The following is a 19530-nucleotide window of genomic DNA, read 5'->3' on the forward strand; positions in this document are numbered from 1 at the left end:
CTCCTAATTACTCATATTATCTATCGTTGTAACCTTAGCTCCTGTGTAATAAAACAAAAGCTATAGCATCGCAATCGATTCTATAGCTCTTGTCCCTATCGGAAAATATCAATTTGTGGCGGTGTAATATGAACCGCTGGATATTGCGCCATTTGAATCTGAACTCCGCCACGTTGAAACTCGACTTGAGGCTTGTTCGGAACAGTATCAATATCGACCTTGCCGGGCGTGTAATTAATCTTCGGCGGTGAAACATGCGCTTCGAATGATATATTCGCTATCGATGCTTCACCAAAGATCTGCACCTTCGGAGGTTGTCTGAACACGCTCTGAATCGCAAGTTCGGGAATCGGGTCTTCTTCCAACGTCAAATCGCCAATTTGGTTATACGTGCTAACCGTATTCTCAATCGCTTGCAGAACGAATTGACCAAATTGATCGTAAATTCGGTTGATAAAGCTCATTGGTTTACCGCCTGTAAGGGCATCCCATGTTTTTGACATGTCTACGATAACTACCGGCGGCTCCGACTGTACATCCAAGACACCAGGCGTTGTTCGAACATTCATCGTTGCTGCCTTTTGTCGAATATCAAATCGCCCTTGAGTAGAGGTAATATCCAGACGGGCCGGTATTTGTTCAATTTGAATTTGCGGTAGCCTCATCTGGTTACCTTAAGAAATCGACCAAAGATTTGCTTATCACTTTGGCACCAACAGATAGGGATGCTTGGTATATATTTTCATTAATTTTTGTATCGATTAATAGTTTCTCGTAATCAACATCCTCAACCCTGGACTTCATATCCGTTAAGTTAATACCGAGATCAGACAAGCGGTTTTGAATAAGCTCCACGCGGTTCACTCGCGCACCTATCTCCGCTCTGATATTCAACATGCGGTCCATACTGTTGTCCAGACTAGAAATTTCAGCCGCGACAGCATCATGATTGCCGGCTTCGAAAGCCGAGACGATGCGGTCCAATACCGAAAATACATTATCGCCCGCACCCGTTGGATCGGCATCACCAAACACTTGACTGGACGTAAAATTAATATCAAGCTGTGTGCTTACACCAACCGTATATTTTATTTTGCCGGTATCACCGGCTACTTCCCTAGCAACCATCGCAGGGTCTAGCGTATCATATGGAGGTTTGTCAAATTGCTCGCCATTAAATATATATTTCCCGTTAATCTTGCTGTTCGCAATATCGGTTAATTGTTTTTTCAACTGCTCGACTTCACTTTTGAAATTATCAAGCGCCAGATCCGGGTTCGTGCCATTTGAGCCTTGTGTAATCAGATCCTTCACTCTGAGCAAAACATCGCCGGCTTGCCCGAGAACCGTATCGTTGAAATCCAGCCACGACAACGCGGAGTCGACGTTTTTCTGATACTGTTCAGAAGCAGACAACTCGGTGCGGTATCTTAATGAATAGGTAATGCCTACTGGATCGTCAGATGCCTTGTTGATTTTGCGACCCGTCGTCGCTTGCATCTGAAGCTGCTCCATTTGCGTCATATTACGGTTCAGGTTTCTCGTCAGCTGCAGGTGCATCATTCCTTGCGTTACACGCAATGACATATTAATCTACCTCCCTATTCCTATGAATTATCGACCTACCATACCCGTTCCGTTAATAAGCTTCTCCAGCATCTGATCGAACGTGGTCATAAAGCGGGCTGAAGCGCTGTATGCATACTGATATTTGATCAAGTCAGCCATCTCTTCATCGAGGGAAACCCCGCTTACAGACAGACGGTTGCCCTGAATTTGATCCAATTGAGTTTGAGTATTCTTGTATAGGCGGCTTGCTTCTTGGCTCTGTACGCCAAGCGCGCCAACTACCGCACCGTAGAAATCGCCTACCGTCGCTTGCGTGATGCCGCCACCTTGAGCTGTTTCGTCAAACCCAAACTTCACATTCTTGAGCTCAGACATAAGTAGCGCCAGTCCGTTGTTACCCCTTACGACGGAGGTTACACCGCCGCCATCCGTGGTTGTGCGGAGCGAAGTCGCGATTTTATTCGCATCAGCAGCAATGGAAGGATTAAGCTCAATGCTTGCAGCTGTAATCCCATTAGCGCCAGCTTTAAAAGTAAAGAAATCTTCGCCCGTGGTTGCAGGGTCAGCCAACGTATAGCCCAGCTTATGCAAGCCGTTAATGCCTTTCACCGTTACCACTTCTGGCGCCGTAGTAGGCGTTGTTGTACCCGGCTTCACCCAGCCTGCAGGAATCGTAACTTCAAATTCGCCGTTCGCAAGGGTATTGGCAAGGGTATCCAATTGTTGCTGGAACCCAGCCACGAAAGTATCGCGAGATACAATCATGCCGTGAATCTCACCGCCAACTAGCGAGCCTGTCGCGTAAGCTGTTTCCGCATCAGCGGCTGTCAGCGGTGTGATAGCATCGCCTTGCAGTAAATTCACGTTGCCAAGATTGATATTGTAGCCCTGATCGGTTTCTGTGACGGTAATATTGGCGATACGGGAGAGCTTATCCGTCATTAAATCACGCTGATCACGAAGATCGTTGGCATCATCGCCAGTCATCTCAATTCTTCTGATCTCTGTATTCAAGGAAGCGATCGTCTGAAGCAGCGAATTCGCTTCTGTCACTTTAACCTCGATACTCGAGGACAAGTCTGAGTTTAAGTTGGACAACTGACGGCTTAGGCCATTGAATGTCTCCACCAAAGCCATGGCGTTCTCTTGCAGAATCTCACGACCAGTAACATTCTCTGGATCTTTACTAAGATCGGACCAGGAATTCCAGAACTTCTCGAGTACCGCACGAATGCCCGTATCGGAAGGTTCATTCACATACCCCTCTAATTTACTCAGCGTATCCGTCTGAATCGATAAGCTTCCTACCCCAAAGTTCTGCTCCCGATACTGGGTATCCAGAAATGCATTCCGAATGCGGGTGATCGACGTAAACTCTACGCCTGTTCCCAATTGCCCCGGAGCATTGGATCGATTCATGCCATAGGCTTCGATTGGACGGGCGTTCACCATGTTTACCACTTGTCTGGAGTAGCCCTCAGTATTGGCATTCGATATATTGTGACCAACCGTATTGATCGCCGCTTGTTGCGTGAAAATGCTGCGCTTCGCCGTCTCCAGCGAGTGGAACGTAGACCTCATGCTCTCATCTCCCTATGCCTTTGAGTCGAACCATGTATTCCGTTTATTAGCCCCCATCTGATTCATGGGATGCTGGTACACGACATCTTCATTAGGGTCCTCAATCATTAACCCGATTGAAAAATTAATGAAGTCAAGCGACTGCTGAATGAGCTGCTGATTTGACTCATTCACTTGCTTCAGTCGTCTCAAAATATCTGTTAGCTCTTCATATAACCGTGTAAGCTGCAGCTTCTCCTCGGGATTATTGACCGACTTGATCAGATCGGACAATACGCCGGAGCGCATCCGGAAGCCGATATCCTTAAAGTATCTCGCCGTCGTCAATAACCGGGTCGTCTCGAGTTCATCCGCTTGGGCAGTTAGCAGCTTTTCCTTTTGGGTAACCACGTTCAATTGAACAATTTCATTCTCCATAATCAAATCTGTCTTGCTCTCTTCACATTCCAACAACCGTCCGTACAAGTTCAATTGCTGCTCCAATATTTCCGTTATCTTCGAGATCGACATTCGGTTATTCCCCCGCCCTTATTCTGGCCGATTATTGTTGAGATAAGGCAGAAGCTTCTCCGCAATCTTGCCCGCTTCAACATGATACGTGCCGGAAGCGACGGATTGCTTAAGCTCGTTAATGCGTTCAGCGCGTTCAGCATTGCTGAGCTTGCTCGTCGAGAGCATCTCTTTGGCTGCGGCCGAGATTTGGACCTCATCCTTCTGACGGGCTTTCTTGGCTGCGTCCGTCCGGAACTCCGACTGCTTCTGATACGGGTTCGTGCCGCCGATTCGGTTGGTTTCGTTTATTTTCAAATTCTCCACCTCATTCAATATACAGGAACTAAAAAAGCCGATGACCTTATACAAGTGTTATCGGCTCTAGTCAAGTATTATTTAATAGTATCGTTGATTTATCTATCCTTATACTGATTAAGACCGCGGTAAGCAACATCTGTTGACTTCAGCTTGTCCGTCTCCGTATGGTTGCCTTCGTTCTGCGTCATTCGGCGCGCATCCTTCACCAGCCTCGACCGGCAGCTATCGCACAGATGATTCTCCCGGATCAAGGTTCCGCAAGACTCACAAGGATAGGACATGTTCGGAGCATTGACCATCGAGATCCGGCCCTCGCGAATAAACTTAGTAATTTGCTTGATCGATACGCCTGTCTGATCCGACAGCTCGCTAATGATCGCACCTTTAAACTCTCTTAAGTAGTCGGCGCAAAGCTGATACTCCTTATCTATATCGCGTATGCATACCGGACACACATCTCTGAAATTTTTGGCAAACAGCTTTCCGCAACGAGGACAATTATCCAAATTCATCGCTCAGGCCCTCCTCATCTTCACTTCTGCATTTCTATCTATATTAACGGATTTCAGCACGCTTTTCATTAATTTTATAGTTACATAAAGGAGAGATTCGCTATTTTGTCATAAAAGATCACCGATTACGATCTCGCCCACGTCAGCGTGTACATCTGAACCGGTCGAGAGGCGCAATGAATCAGCGCTGCGGCGCAGGCTTCGGCAGTGCTGCCTGTTGTATAAATGTCATCAATGAGAAGAATTCGATAGGCTACCATATTAGAAGGTGTCCGACTCTCTAGTTTTCTGATTTGTGCATCATTCCCTGTAAAAAGAGAATGAGAATCACGCTGCCGCTCCGCTCTTGTCTTAAAGCTCATCTTCTCGGTATGCCGGTCGCGTCTCAGCAAATCATAAATCGGAATCTCGAACTTGTCCGCCAAATGGAGCGCCATCTGCTGAGCCTGATTAAATCCCCGCTCCTGCGCCCGCTCCCCGCTGATCGGCACATACGTGATCGCATCCCAACTTCGGGATAAGTCCGCATATGGATTCCATACACGGTGTACCCATTGCTTGAACCGTTGAAGCCCTCTACCCCGCCCCTCCCTTTGCCCAACCTGACCTCTTAGACAACTGGAGACCTCTGTCTCCTCCGTAAGCCGAATGAAGACCGGCACCAGCATCTCCGCAAGCAAGGGAGCAAGGCGCTCATGTCCCCGATACTTGTACATAGCAAGCCATTCGCCCATAACGGAGCTATAACCGACCGCACTGCGATTGCATACAAAATGACGTTCCGTCCGCCGTAAGCAATCCCCGCAGCTTACTCCTCTGCCGCATATCTCGCATTGAATCCGGTCCAGCCAAGGGATGGACACAAAGCAGCCTACACATAAGGCCTGTCGAAGTTGACGGTACGAGGCCATACCCCGCTCAGGATAGGAGTCCCCTTGTTGGGGCAGCACGGTTTTCCCGCATAGCATACAGCCGGTTACACCCGGAGACAGCCATTCCATCGGCCGCTCTCCTGCGGTCCGAAGAATCGATTTGAGACGCCCCAACCTTTGTCCCAAGCCGCTCATGCGCGCACTCCCTTTCCCGTATATACAGGCAGCAGGTACCCCCGCTCCTTTGCTATCTTGTTCATCGATCGGATATGTCGCACTGCTTGAAGCTGAGATTGATTGCGCTCCGGCGCGAAAAAATATACCTTGCCGCCCGGATCATCGGCAGATCGCCCAGCCCGGCCCGCCATCTGTACAAGGGAAGCTTCATCGAACAATTTCCCGTCCGCATCCAAAATGTAGACGTCGCTTCTCGGAATCGTCACCCCTCTCTCCAGAATCGTGGTCGTAACTAGCAGGCGAATATCGCCCTTACGGAAGTTCATGACTTTGGCAGCCCGATCCGGATCCTGCGAAGATGTGGCATCGACATGCGGACATTGCAGCTTGCGGCGCAGTAGGGCTGCCAGAGGCTCCGCCTGCGCAATTCGCTGCACGAACACGAAGATTTGGGCGCCCCGGCCAAGGGAGCCCCTCAGCGCCTTTGTCAAGGCCAGAGGAAGCTTGCTTTCCTCGAGCATGCCCTTGACAGTCGGCGCGCCCACAAGGCTGGGAACAGGCAAAGGATGCCTGTGATAGCGAACAGGAACGCGGGCATGCGCCAGCTTGCCGCTCCGGGCTGCCCGCTGAAGGTCACGAGGCGGAGTAGCGGATAGGAGCAGGCGCGGAGCGCCCGGTAAACAGCTCTTGTCCGCCGCATACTTAAGCATGGGATCACCGTGATAGGGAAAAGCATCTAACTCATCAAGAATGACGAGATCGAAAGCCTCCTGAAAACGGAACAGCTGATGGGTCGTCGATAACGTAATCTCGCCCCGCTCCCACCTCTGCTCGCTTCCGCCATACAACGTCACCACTTGCGCATCAGGGAATGCGCGCCTAATGCGCGGATCTAACTCCAAAACAACATCCCGTCGCGGAGAAGCGATCAGCGCCCTGCCTCCCCGGCTTATTACAGAATCGACAAGCGGGAAGATCATTTCCGTCTTCCCGGCCCCCGTAACCGCCCACAACAAAAAGTTGCGGATATCCGTTCGTTCCTCTGTCGGCGGGGTGACCCAGGACAAGAGAGTCTTCGGCCATTCGTGCAACAGGGGATGGCGTCTCTGCCACTCTGCGGCTTTCTGACGCCAAGATCCCTTTCCCGCAGCCAGGCTACTCGTTGAGCGGGCTCCATGGCGGTGACTGCTTCCCTTGTTGTACAACGGCTGCGATTCAACAAAACGCAAAGCATCCGCAGCAGCTGCACGTTGCGCAGGACTAAGCCCCCACTTTCCCAGTCGCTCCTTCACAGGCAGCTCCGGACCCACAGAGCCCTCCCTGGCCCGTTTCCCCCTCTCAGACGCTTCATACCTGCCCATCACCAGCAACTCGCATTCCCGGCTCCTTCCCATCGTCAGGCATGCCTCGCAATACGCACAGACTCTGCCGCACGACGCACAGCTCGTGCAACGCAACTGCTCCTCGCCGCTGCCGCAGCGCAGGCAGCGGCTGCGCCCCCGGGCGTCAGCCCGCCCACTAGTGGCGGCGACCGCTCCGCTAAGGCGCACGCGCCCGAGCAAAGCCGCCAGCTGCACCGCTTCGCTCCAGCTGGCTCCTGCCACCGGCGCGCTAGCGCCCTCAAGCAGGGCGCGCGCTTCTCCGCTAAGCAGCGCACGTCCCTGCAGCAGCCCGGCGGCTATGCTCGCCGACGCCGTCACCTGCTCCATGCCTCTCTCCGCTGCGCTACCTTTCAGCTTACCTCGGCCGTCTCGCGGCCAATACTCCGCTCGCTCCAGCCACCCCATCCGATCCGGCGAATCTTTAACCTTCTCGCCGACCCGCTGCCCAATGCCTTTTACCCCCCTTTCCGCCGAAAGGTATTCTTTATGCACACGTTGTATCATTTGAGCCAAGTAGGCCAGCGCTTCCTTCGAACCTGCACCACTCCCCGACAACTCCTTACTTAAGACATACTTTCGGCTACCCCTCACACCCGGCCGGTAATCCCAACCCTCAGCAACCCGGCATGCCCAGCCTAACGGCAAAGGCTCGCTCCAAAACCATCCTGCATCTGCCCGCTCTTGGCAGCCCCCTCCTTCGAACCAATACCAGTAATCCACTTGCGGCTCCAACGTCATTTTTGCTTCCCATCCAGTGCCTTTATGTACGATATACACCCACGCCTTCATGCCCGACTCTCCTCCAATCTCCGATTGAAATCAACAAAAAAAGCACACCCGATAACGCCCGTAAGGCGTCTCAAGTGTGCTTCACTCTTCATTCATCTCTATAATGGAATTATAAGTCAAAACGGCATCTTCGACAAGTCGGCCGGGTTTTGCAAATCGACAAGCACTGCGTGATCTGACTCCGACACAATGCCTTCAGCCTGCAGCATCCACATGAGATGCACCGCAGTGCTTCCGGCTGGCTGCGAGCGCTTACCACTTGCAATGCCTTCTTGCTCCTGTTCTTTTACTGCAACTGCATGAATGTGCACCTGCTCGCCCCTTCGCTTCCATCGCTCTACAATAGCCATCGTCTCCTCCGATGCGCCGGCATCTACCACCGTGAGGCGGATATCCCTGCCCAGCCAACGGGAGAAGGCATACAGCATTCTTAAATACCATTCCATATTTTTCCCGGCCTGCCCCGCAATGAGCACAAAATGCTTCTCCGTCCGGGACCGCCTCTGTCCGATCCAAAAAGCCAGATGCACGAACAACGCCGCAACAGCATAACAACCGATGATGAGAAGGATAAGCTCCACTGTCGGCACCTCCTAATCGTTTTGCCATGCAAAACCATTTCGTCAGCATACCCTTGCCACACTATATGCCGCTAACCGCCCATCGGTTACGGCTTTCAGGGACAAGTGGAGCACAATTTGAGGAAACGTACACCATTCGACAAAAATACGAGCCTTCTCACCAAAAATACACTCTTGCTCAATTACCATAATATGCTATCATTTTTGTACACGTATATTCATATCGTTGATATGATGGCCTGCATTATGAAGGGGGAGTGGAAAAGTCCTTATAGCCCGAACCGGGCCCAATGATCATATAGATAAAAGGAGAGTGAACGGATGAAGAAAATGAAGAGGCCTCTATCTATTGCTTTAGCTTTGCTAATGATGTCTTCCTTAACACTCGGCTCCATTGTATTTGCAGAAGGACGGGCGAATGAGCAGGAAGCTTCTATAGAGAGCTTGAATGCGCAATCACTGCCGGAAGATGTATTAGAAGATGCGACCGCTGCTGTATGTACCAGCTACTCTAAGCATTTTGGGGCGATTGACCAGCAGGAGCCAGGCGTTCCGTTTATCAAAATAAATGGAGACGGCACTGCAACGGCCACCTTTAAAACGAATAAAGACTGCGTAGAAGTGACATTCTCTGCGTATACGTACGAAGGCTCGCCTACGCCTTACGAAAATCAGAAGCATTTTTCCAGCAATAGTGTCCAGTTGAATAACGCCGGCAATTATTCGCTCGACATTTCATTACCTCAATGTGGTTTAAGCCAATTGGATCTTTATGCAGGACCCACTCAATTCACTTTGAACCCGGGATACGGGCATGACCATTTGACTTTAAGGTATCATCTATTATACAACGCAGGAAGTTGTCCAGAACCGACTCCGACACCTACGAGCACGCCAACTCCTACGCCTACGGAGACACCAACTCCTACACCTACGGAGACACCGACTCCGACACCTACGAGCACACCAACTCCTACGCCTACGGAGACACCAACTCCTACACCGACGAGCACACCGACTCCTACGCCTACGGAGACACCAACTCCTACACCGACGAGCACACCGACTCCTACGCCTACGGAGACACCAACTCCTACACCGACGAGCACACCGACTCCTACGCCTACGGAGACACCAACTCCTACACCTACGAGCACGCCAACTCCTACGCCTACGGAGACACCGACTCCTACACCTACGAATACGCCTACTCCGACACCTACGAATACACCTACTCCGACACCTACGAATACACCTACTCCGACACCTACGAGCACGCCTACTTCAACACCTACGAATACACCTACTCCGACACCTACGAGCACGCCGACTTGGACGCCTACAAGCACACCGACATCCACACCTACGAGTACGCCAACTGCGACACCGCCATTGGAGACGCCGTCTGCTACGCCAAGCGAATCACCTACGCCTACTCCGGTGGAGTCGACCGCTCCTACTCCTACGCCAACTATCATAACGGTTGAAGAAGAGGAAGTGCCAATTGGCGGAGGCACGGATGGGGGTGAAGAAATCATCGATCAATCTACCGATGAGAATAATCCGGAACAATCCGTTCCGATCGACAAGTTGCCTAAGACTGGAGAAAATAGTCCTGTTCCATACTATTTGTTAGGTTCCTTTATTCTCGTAACTGGCTTAGCCACTCTTCGGAAGAGACGGCGCAATAACGAATCTTGAGGATGGTATTAGCGAAGTAATGCCATCCATATAAGCAACAACGAACAAAGCCCTTGGAGCAAGCGATGCTTGCCTCAAGGGCTTTGTTGCCATTGATTAAATGGATTCATACCTATTTATCGTTAAAGCGTAACCCAGCCAAACTTAATGGAATTGATAACGGCCTGCGTGCGATCGTCGACTTCCATCTTCTGCAGAATGCTGCTAACATGGTTTTTAACCGTCTTCTCGCTAATGAACAGATACTCGCCGATCATCTTATTGCTCTTGCCCTCCGCCATCAAACGAAGTACTTCCGCCTCACGACGTGTTAATGGGCTATCTTCAGTTGCAATATATTTAACGCCTGGCTCCTTCGCTGCTGCTGCGCCAGAAGCAACGCCCATCTCATCCAGGTACGTCATACGGCGTAGCTGGTTAATGAGCTTGCCTGTCACCTTCGGATGAATGTAGGAATGTCCGTGATGTACAGAGCGGATTGCGTTAATGAGCGACTCAGCCTCCATATCCTTCAACAAATAGCCTGTCGCACCTTTGCGAAGCGTCTCAAAAACATAGCTTTCATCATCGTGAATCGATAGAATAATAACCTTAACGTCCGGGAACATCCCCTTCAGACGCTCTGTGGTGACAACTCCCGTCTCAATCGGCATGTTGATGTCCATGAGTACGATTTCTGGAATGGTATGATTGCAGAATTCCAATACCTGAATGCCATCACCGCATTCGCCTATTACTTCTATATCGTTTTCCATATTAAGAATGCGCTTTAATCCTTCACGAAAAAGCTGATGGTCATCAGCCAATAGAATCTTAATCTTAGTGGAACTGCTAGCCGATATCTGGTTCATTATTCTCATTCTCCTTTCTATGTTCGGAAGTTGCTGGAATGTCTATTACAATCTTCGTTCCCTGCCCAGGTTTTGAGTCTATTACCATCCTTCCCTCGATCAATTCCACGCGCTCCCTCATGCCAACCAGGCCAAAATGGGAATTGCGGCTGGTAGGCTGATCGTCCAAGCCTACCAGAAAGCCATTCCCGTTATCCTGAATCGTCAACGTAATAAGCTGCGGGCTGTAGCAGATGTCCAGAGATACATGGGAAGCGTTCGCATGTTTCAGTATATTAGAGAATGCTTCCTGCACCATCCGGTAGATGGCTGCCTCCATGGCGGAAGGCAGCCGGATTTCCTTCCCCGTCAGCTCGAATACGGTATGAACCCTGGCCTTCTCCTCGAAGTCCTGGGCGAATTTACGCAGCGTAGGCACCAGACCAAGATCGTCTAGCGCCATTGGACGAAGGTTAAATATGATCTTTCTAATTTCCTCAAGTCCGGAACGCACCTGGCTCTTCAGATCCACCAGCTCATCCTGCACCAGCTCGAACTGCTGCTTGATGAGCATGCGCTCCGCAATCTCGGTACGCAGGACGATGTTCGCAAGCGACTGCGCAGGGCCGTCATGAATCTCCCTCGCAATGCGCTTTCGCTCCTCCTCCTGCGCCAATATGATTTTCAATCCCAGTAGCTGCCTGGTCTTGGCTGATTCAATAATGCGTGTAACCTGATTCAAATCCCCCGACAAATACTCCAGTACCACATTGATCTGGGAGCCGATCATCTCCGCACGCTCAATCGATTTCTCGACATTGCGCACCCGCTTCTGAAGATCATCCCTGCGAGATTTCAAATAATTTTCTTTCTCGCGATAAACCATAAGGTCCAGCTGGATCTGAGTCGCCTTCTCGTAAGCGGACTTAATATCTTCTTCCTTATACCGCACGAAGTCTCGGCTGACTTCCGTCAGACGCATACGCGCGCGCCGGTACTCCTGTTCTAACTGATCTACCTTATCGATCGTCCGGACTGTCTCCTGAAGCACCTGTTCAAGCTCAGACTCCAGCGCTTCCAGCTCCGTTCGTGCCGATTCGCATATTTCATAGATTTGATATTTGCTATCCTCCATGACTTGAATGGCATTCGAGATTACTCTATTAATATCGACCGTAAGGTGATCCACTGCGGCTAGGCACTCCCCATCGAAAAAGGATATTCCTCTTTATAATACCACACTTTATCCGTATTCCGTCTAGCTATTCTATGGTAACTTTTTTGGCTTTCTCATCGTAACCGACTTTGAAGCCCAGCTTCTCCGAGAACAATCGGACCGGAATCAGCGTTCTGCCATTACGCGTAAATGGCGCTACATCCGACGTATACCGCACGCCGTTCAGCATATAATCCTTCTTACCAATCGTCATCTCGATCATTTGGCTTCCACGCAGCACGGTTACTTTCCGTGTCTTATCATCGTAGAGCACCTCGGCACCCATCGCTTCCGAGACAAAACGCAACGGCACATAAGTCGAGCCCTGCTGAATGAGCGGAGCCGCCTCCAGCTTAATACCTTTGCCATTAACAGATGCATTCGTGTTGCCTATATTCATGACGATTGACGATCTTGCCGGTTCCTTCACAGTTGCCGCAGTACGAAGGACGATATTATCAATCGCAATAGCACCGGAAGGCGCCTTCTTATCGCTGTTTTGATCAATGGTCACCACATAAATGCGCTTCAGCTTGGCCGGGAATGCGATGCCTGCGCTACCTACGTCGATTTTGACGTTTTTCCAGCCATCCCAATTCAGTTCCTTGGCTACGTCCAGCAGATGGGTCTTGCCGCTTGCGTCAACCACTTCGGCCCTTACCCAATTCTTGCTGTTATCGCTGAATACGTCCATCGTCATTGAGGTTGGCGAACCGGCTAGCGTTACGCCATTGGTTCCGAATACCGCGTAGGAAGCCCTTGTCCCTGTTCCTGCCGAGAAGTCATACGATATTTGGAGGCCACGGCTCGTTTGGTCCGGCAGGTCGCTAATGAGCTTCACGCCGCCTTTTGTCGTGTCCGCAGGCGTCACTTGCGAAGTGATCCCATAGCGTGACACTTCAAAGTCTTCGACGACAACCGCTTCTTCTCCTTTAACGAACGGAATCATTGCTCCATATCCATCGTAGCTGCCGACCGCATAACCTGTAGTCGATTTGCCGTCAACGCTGTTAACGGTAATGGCACCGTTCTGATACGTTCCCTCGAAGCCAACAAATTCCCACTTCAAGGAATCTCCTGTCAGGTTGTACGTTTTGCCGTTTTTCAGCTTCACCGTAATGGGCACGCTCACCGAGCTGCCTGGCGACAGCATGCCGGCAGAAGTATTAATTTTCATCGAAGCAATTTGATCTTGGCCAATAACCTCGACCTCATATTTGGCTTCCACATTGCCCGATTTGGCTGTAAATGTAGTTTTGCCAATTTTGCTCGCCGTAAATGCATTTTGCTCAAACTTGCCAACCGCAGCTGATGAAGTCCATGTCAGCGTCGTTGGATCCACTGTGATCGGATTGTAGTATGTATCATACGCGCTTACCGCATATTTGGCTGTCTGGCCGAGCAACATAATATTGGAACCATAGACGGACATGCCTCTTATCGAACCTTGAGGAGCGGTTGTAAAGACGCCGATTCCGTTCGATACGGATCGCTGCGAGCTCTCCTGCGTCGGATGAGCCAGCTGCAAATTCGTTGTGCCAAGCGGACGTTCGGTCATCGTAGTCGAGCCGCCTCCGTCCATATTAACGCCTTTATGTACGCCTAGCTGAACCATGATCTGCTGAAGCTCTCTCAAGCTTAATCCGGTATTGCTGCCGGATCTTTCGCTTGTAATCATGTACACCTTTGTTCCGTCCTTGGAGTAGCCAATTCCGGTACGAGATGTAAAGGATGAACCGCTTACACCTTGAATATCTCTGGAGAATGAAGAAGCGGCTCCATTATCGACGAGAAGCGTATGTCCGCCGACTAGCATTTGCAGAGTCGAAGTATCGACAGGCTGCTTCGTCGTCTGTGAGACAAGCGTATAATCCGATGTGACGGCTTGACCTACTTGAATATTCGCTTTGATGAAAGCGGCAGCTTTGCCGTGTCCCCGCAAAATATAGCCGTCTGCCGGAACTGCGCCAGCAATCTGTTCGTTTTCGCTGATCTGCTCCACGATACCATTGCGAACGAGAACCTCAGTCGGCTTTGTTGCAGAATTTCTTGGTCTCTCCGCTCCGCCCCAAGCGCTTGTGTAGATGAACAGGTTGTCTACATGACTATAAGTCACGCCTGCAATCTCCGGCGTATAAGTCGATTGGTTGAGGCCTTCAATCGCGAACGTCTGACCGTTCTCCGCCGTAACCGTTCCGCTGAAGGTAAATGCATCAATCATCGGCTTGCGGTCTGTCGTCATAGCGAATGCGTACATGCCATTCAGTTTCGATGGGCTGACCATTAGAGAGCCGCTTGTCACTTGCGCGCCCAGAGGCGCTCCTTCATTCGCCATTACGAACACATCACCGTTAATTCCGGCAACCGCTCCGCTTTCTTTTGTCATGTTCAAAATATTGTTTCGCTGTCCGACGCTATTATTCCTGCCGCTCATGGCATTTAATGTTACATGCGGATTCGTGAGATCCACTTCAATGACATGCACATCGGTTTTGACAGCCTTATTGCTTCTGGTTGTATGCCATACATAATCCATACGCTTAGCGCCCGCTGTAATAATCTGTGACTGCTTAAGCTTCAAAACAGGCGCTGCGTTTGCCGCCTCCGCCTGTGATACGATAAAGGATGCTCCGTTCCCCGGAAGCAATCCGGCAATAGGTTGTGCCAATAGGACTCCGCTTACTGCGATAATGACGACTCGTCTACTCACTCTGCTCTTCTGCCGACCAATGCTGTCTGATCGCTTGCTCATAATTCTAGCAACTCTCCCATCTCTATGTAACTACTTAGTATAGACTACAAGAATGGGTTTAAAGTTTCGTCCATAAAAGACTGCTATCACTATTGACCAAGCGATAGATATTAGCTATATATGCCTTTCTTAACAGCATTCAACTCTTCCAATAAGACCTGTCCCATAAAAATAGGACCTTATGCCCGGGATGCGTTCCCGCGAGCTAAGGTCCTATTCAATCCAATTACTGTGTCAGAAATTCCGCTTTCTCCAATAGACGCATAATCATAACCGCGCCTTCTGCCCTTGAAGCGTTCGTCGTCGGGCTAAGCGTTGTATTCGTTTTGCCATTGATAATGCCCAGGTAGACAGCTTCTGCCATATTGGTCTTCGCATAGGCACTCACCTTGGTGCGGTCTGTATACTTCTGGAGATACGAGTCAGCCGAGCTAGGCAAGCTTACGCTCATGCCGGTTACCTTCGCCGCACGCATCATCATAGCCGCCATTTCCTGACGTGTAATGAAGTTATTCGGTTTAAAGGCTGTGCTGCTTGTACCATTTACGATGCCTGCTGAAGCCGCTGCTCCAATGTAAGCGCCCATGACCGTATCGGCATTCACATCCTTGAACTTGGCTGCAGCCGTACGATTGCCTGCCAAGCCCAGTCCTTTGGCGATATACGTGGCGAATTCACCGCGTGTAATCGGCTTGTCCGGCTCATAGGTGGACGCGGTGCGTCCTTCTACGATGAACTTCTGGCTCATTAATCGCACATAATTTTGCGCCCAATGATTAGATGAGATATCGCTGAATCCCCATGTATTCGACACAAGCGCATAAGCGCCGTTTCCTTTTTGCTTAAAGGTAGCTTGCATGGTTCCATTTACTCTTTGGAATATAGTTGGAACATGTGACAGGGTACCTGTAGTAGGATCAAACCATACAATGATGGATTGGCCCGGATTCATACCGGATGTAATCTTCATTGTTTTGAAGTTATATCCGCTAAAATTAGTAACTTCCTGTTTGTTTGTTCCGTTTACAACATTTACTTCAAAGTAAAGCGGATCCGATAGAATCTCCGTTGCAACAGAACTATTAATCGCTGTTGTCAGAGCTTGCGTTTTTGATGAACGTCCTGTATCAATGGCTATCAAAAGATGATTGGTTGATCCACTACCGTTCAGCGCTCTAGACAACTCTGTAAAGTTCAATGTCTTCAGCGGAAGCTCGAACAACGTGTCCCCTAGCTGAACAACGAAGGTCACATTACCGCCCTGTCTATTCGCCATCTCAAGTGCTATGACCGGTACTGCAACAAGTGCAGCTTTTTCATGGTCAGGTACTTTAAATACGATACGCGGACTCGTAATGCCAGCATCTCTGGACGTCGTCACAGCAGCTATAAACTTCTCGTTGACCAGCGTATAACGGTTCGCCGATACACCTGCTGGTGAGGTATCGTTAGATGTGGTCGCAGCAGACAGCAAGATTCTAACACCGCCGCCATCGGCAGCCTCGTAATCGCCGGTCAAGCTATCCAGAATCGTTGTCTGGTTCGCAACATTGGCGTTATTGAAAACATTAACCGTATTGCCCGATATGGAACGGAGCCCGTTGGAATTGCTTAAATACGTCACTTCCGCTTTTTCGCCCACTTTGGCTGCGTTATCCAGTGTCAGAATGACCGTACTTCCTTCCACTTTGACGCCTGTCACCAACCGAACCATATCTTTAACTCTTACCACAAAGAAAGTATTCGACGGTACGTAAGACGGATCAAGCGTCTCGCTGAAGGAAATCGTCAGCTGATTGCCTTTCAGGATGGCTCCAATCATCGAGATGCTTCCTGTATTGCCGCCGCCTGTTCCGCTCGTAATCGACAAGCTATTGAATGAAGCCGCTGCATTGCCGTAAATATCCTTCGTAGTGCTGCTGCTGCCGTAATAGGACACTCTCATCGTCGATGGATTCGAAATGGTAGCGCTCAGTGTCAATATAACAGAGTCGCCGGACAACGTGACGTTCGTGACGGACTTGGATTGACTATCAGCTTGTACGCTGAACTGGAATGTGCCTGGCGTTGTTGTGGTATTGAGCGCCCGATTGTATCGGATCGATACCATGTTGCCTGAAGCCGCTACGCTCTGTATCTGCGGAGCGCCTGTCGTGCCTCCTGTGCCGCCTCCGCCGCTGCTTCCCGAATTGGCCAAGTAGTTGCTGAAGGATGAGACATGGTTGCCGGATACGCCGATAATCGGATAGCTGATCGGGCTATAAGAAATATGCACCTGTTGGCCGCTTGGAATCGAGCTGAACAGGTTCAGTGTAATGGTATTGCCGTTTTGCGTTAATGTATTGGCGCTATAATTGACGCCGCCCACCGTAATCGTGAATTGACTGTACGCATAAGCATGCGGCTTCATCAGCTCTTCGCTGAATCTTAACGTAACCGTCGTACCCGACGCCGTAGCGCTAGAGATGACAGGGCTCGTATTTGAAGCGCCATTGGAGATATCCACATTGTTCAAAGTATCTGCTGCATTGTCCGACAAATCACGGATTTGCGGATTGCCTGGCTTCGTGTAAGACAACGTCACTTTTTGATTAGCAGTCACGCTGCTCGCCAAGGTTACAAATACGATATTCCCTTCAATCTTCACACCCGTTACGTTGCGCGGCAATCCCGCTACGGTAACGTAGAAGCTGGCCGCAGACGGCTTTAAGCTTTCTTTCAACGGCTCATTGTAGATCAGTCGAATCGTCGATCCGCTAACTTCCGTTCTGGAGATAGACGGAGGCGTAGTATCTGCGCCTCTCGTCAAGAAGGTCCACTGGTATTCATTCAGAATGCCCGCAAAATCATTGCCCGCCAAGTCTGTAACGGCTCCCTCGTCAATGTTTACAAAGTAACGTGTATCCAGTGACAACGCGAATCTGCCAGGAATAATGATAATGCTTTTATTGTCTTCAGGATCAACATAGTAGGACGCTGCAATCGTGCGGTTGCCTTCCTCAAGCTTGGTTATAAATTTAATTTGTTTGATCGAATCCGTTGATACCATGATCGGCTTATCGAATGTTGCTTTGAACGTATCGTTGACCTCTACTACATTCGAATTGTTAGCTGGTGTAAGGCTGACTATGTTTGGCTTCTTGTCATCCTGTGTCGCTATGAAGGACCATCCGCTGGAACTGGAGATACCCGTGAAGAAATTGCCCGCCCCGTCTCTAATTGCACGGTTGCCAATCGTGACATAGTATCTCGTGTTATTCACAAAAGACTTTGCCGCATCACTGGAGGATACATGGCTCGTTGCGTCAATCGTCAGCTCTTTTGTCCCTGCGCCTTTCACACGTGTAGACGTGATCGGAATGGAACGGAAGAGCGTACCGCTATTGGCATGGCGGATCTCAATATCGCCGCTGTTCAAGTATACTTCTTTGTTAAAGGTTAACGTCAGCTTGCCGTTCAAATTCGTCAATGTGCCGCTTCTGGTTGGCGAATAGGTCGACACGTTTGGAGGCGATGTATCATTGCCAAATCCGGTCGTGAAATTCCAAACCGTAGCGGAGCTTATGCCATAGAACCACTGACTCGCATTTGGATTCGGCCTGGAGAATGCGCCTGGCTCGATCCACACGTAATAAGGCGTGTTCGGTGCCAAGGTACTCGGTTTAATCGTCACAGAGTTAAAATCCACTTTTACAGCGCTCGACGTAGCAAGAATACGTTGTACAGCTACGTTGTCGCTTACTCTACGGATCTCAATGTACTTGTTAGAATTACTTTGAACCTGCTGGTCAAAGCGAATTGTCAGCTCAGTGCCACTAGTTGGAACAAGAGTTGCGTTCTTTGCAGGGGAAAAGGGATTGCTGTTTGCCAAATTAACAGGCGCTGACCCCGTTGTGAATGTCCAAGTCATGCCGGCAAAAGTATTGCCTGATGAATCCTGAAAGTTGCTTCCAGAAATACGCACACGATAAGTTGTCTTAGGCATAAGTGCCCCGTCCGGCGTAATCGTGATATAAGACGTTCCGCTTCCGGTTACGCTGGATGATGTCACTGGAATATAACGATTATCCTCTGTCGATTCCAGAACAATGTCTCCGCTTGCTGCATAAACAGGCTTGCTGAAGGACATCGTAATTGGACTTGTAATGGAGGCATTATCGCCCTCCGGACTCCGGTACGTATACTGCGGTCTCGTATTGTCTTCCACGAGCACCGTACGGAAGCGCCAGGTTGTCGCATCCTGAATCCCCAAATAAGACGCTCCATTGGAGTCGTTCACAAAAGCACCTTGGTCGATCAACACATAATATTCAGTGTTCAGTTCGAACTTGCCTCCGAGCGAACTAAGCGCCGGGGTGATCGTCGCTTGATTGCCGGATATCGATACTCTGCCGCTTGTAGCGCCGATCTTCTCAATTAGAGCATTGTTTTCCGTTTTGTATATGTAAATGCTTGTTGATGAAGCGCCCAGTTTGACATTTTCGTCGAAGGTCAGACGCAAGCTCGTGCGCAGCGGCACATTGTCCAAATTTTTGCCGGGGAAGAAGCTTGTAACAACAGGACCTCCCGGCGCTGCCGAAACGTTCTCGGATGACGACCAGCCAGGCAATGCGAATTGAAGTAGCATAGCAATAGATAAGAATAAGGACAACTTGCGCATACGATACATAATGTTCACTCCTCAAATATACACTCGTACCTTATTTTTCGGTCTGAATGCATGAAAATGTTAGGTTCGCACACTTTTTTGTGCCGATA

General features: G+C 49.9%; 15 protein-coding genes. 1 reads left to right on the top strand and 14 read right to left on the bottom strand.

Annotated features, from left to right (window positions below):
• Window positions 1-95: 95 nt before the first annotated feature.
• The 10 genes from AC0YNW_RS24520 to AC0YNW_RS24565 all read right to left on the bottom strand — a co-directional run bounded on the left by AC0YNW_RS24520 (window position 96) and on the right by AC0YNW_RS24565 (window position 9811).
• Window positions 96-665, bottom strand: coding sequence for a DUF6470 family protein (locus tag AC0YNW_RS24520; RefSeq protein WP_475834159.1), 570 nt, complete (start codon window positions 663-665; stop codon window positions 96-98).
• 4 nt (window positions 666-669) lie between these two features.
• Window positions 670-1587 carry a flagellar hook-associated protein FlgL gene (gene flgL / locus AC0YNW_RS24525; protein ID WP_475834160.1) on the bottom strand — a complete coding sequence of 306 codons (918 nt, stop codon included), beginning with the start codon at window positions 1585-1587 and terminating at the stop codon, window positions 670-672.
• A 27-nt stretch (window positions 1588-1614) separates the two neighbouring features.
• Window positions 1615-3150 (bottom strand): flagellar hook-associated protein FlgK, encoded by a 1536-nt coding sequence (gene flgK / locus AC0YNW_RS24530; protein ID WP_475834161.1) that lies wholly within the window; start codon window positions 3148-3150, stop codon window positions 1615-1617.
• A gap of 12 nt (window positions 3151-3162) precedes the next feature.
• On the bottom strand, window positions 3163-3660 hold the full coding sequence (locus AC0YNW_RS24535) for a flagellar protein FlgN (protein ID WP_475834162.1): 498 nt from the start codon (window positions 3658-3660) through the stop codon (window positions 3163-3165).
• Between the two features lie 18 nt (window positions 3661-3678).
• Window positions 3679-3957, bottom strand: a complete 279-nt coding sequence (flgM, locus tag AC0YNW_RS24540; protein WP_475834163.1) for a flagellar biosynthesis anti-sigma factor FlgM — start codon at window positions 3955-3957, stop codon at window positions 3679-3681.
• 98 nt (window positions 3958-4055) lie between these two features.
• A complete protein-coding gene (locus tag AC0YNW_RS24545) occupies window positions 4056-4472 on the bottom strand; it encodes a TIGR03826 family flagellar region protein (RefSeq protein WP_475834164.1) in 417 nt (138 codons plus the stop codon).
• Window positions 4473-4597: 125 nt separating this feature from the next.
• Window positions 4598-5473 carry a ComF family protein gene (locus AC0YNW_RS24550; RefSeq protein WP_475834165.1) on the bottom strand — a complete coding sequence of 292 codons (876 nt, stop codon included), beginning with the start codon at window positions 5471-5473 and terminating at the stop codon, window positions 4598-4600.
• A 62-nt stretch (window positions 5474-5535) separates the two neighbouring features.
• Window positions 5536-7692, bottom strand: a complete 2157-nt coding sequence (locus AC0YNW_RS24555; RefSeq protein ID WP_475834166.1) for an ATP-dependent helicase ComFA — start codon at window positions 7690-7692, stop codon at window positions 5536-5538.
• A gap of 116 nt (window positions 7693-7808) precedes the next feature.
• Window positions 7809-8273 carry a hypothetical protein gene (locus AC0YNW_RS24560; RefSeq protein ID WP_475834167.1) on the bottom strand — a complete coding sequence of 155 codons (465 nt, stop codon included), beginning with the start codon at window positions 8271-8273 and terminating at the stop codon, window positions 7809-7811.
• Between the two features lie 836 nt (window positions 8274-9109).
• Window positions 9110-9811, bottom strand: coding sequence for a hypothetical protein (locus AC0YNW_RS24565; protein WP_475834266.1), 702 nt, complete (start codon window positions 9809-9811; stop codon window positions 9110-9112).
• Here AC0YNW_RS24565 and AC0YNW_RS24570 point away from each other — a divergent pair.
• The gene (locus tag AC0YNW_RS24570; protein WP_475834258.1) at window positions 9771-9974 is read left to right on the top strand and encodes an LPXTG cell wall anchor domain-containing protein; all 204 of its coding nucleotides are present in this window, start codon (window positions 9771-9773) and stop codon (window positions 9972-9974) included. The genes AC0YNW_RS24565 and AC0YNW_RS24570 overlap by 41 nt on opposite strands.
• 122 nt (window positions 9975-10096) lie before the next feature.
• Here AC0YNW_RS24570 and AC0YNW_RS24575 read toward each other — a convergent pair whose 3' ends face one another.
• The 4 genes from AC0YNW_RS24575 to AC0YNW_RS24590 all read right to left on the bottom strand — a co-directional run bounded on the left by AC0YNW_RS24575 (window position 10097) and on the right by AC0YNW_RS24590 (window position 19441).
• Complete coding sequence (locus AC0YNW_RS24575; protein WP_387478764.1) at window positions 10097-10825, bottom strand: response regulator; 729 nt, start codon at window positions 10823-10825, stop codon at window positions 10097-10099.
• Entirely contained in the window at window positions 10806-11993 is a 1188-nt protein-coding gene (locus AC0YNW_RS24580; protein ID WP_387478762.1) for a sensor histidine kinase, read from the bottom strand. Before AC0YNW_RS24580 ends, AC0YNW_RS24575 begins: the two co-directional genes overlap by 20 nt.
• Before the next feature lie 73 nt (window positions 11994-12066).
• Window positions 12067-14772 carry a stalk domain-containing protein gene (locus tag AC0YNW_RS24585; protein ID WP_475834168.1) on the bottom strand — a complete coding sequence of 902 codons (2706 nt, stop codon included), beginning with the start codon at window positions 14770-14772 and terminating at the stop codon, window positions 12067-12069.
• 226 nt (window positions 14773-14998) lie between these two features.
• Window positions 14999-19441, bottom strand: a complete 4443-nt coding sequence (locus AC0YNW_RS24590) for an Ig-like domain-containing protein (RefSeq protein ID WP_475834169.1) — start codon at window positions 19439-19441, stop codon at window positions 14999-15001.
• Window positions 19442-19530: the final 89 nt, after the last annotated feature.

The organism is Paenibacillus sp. J31R120, assembly GCF_056269225.1.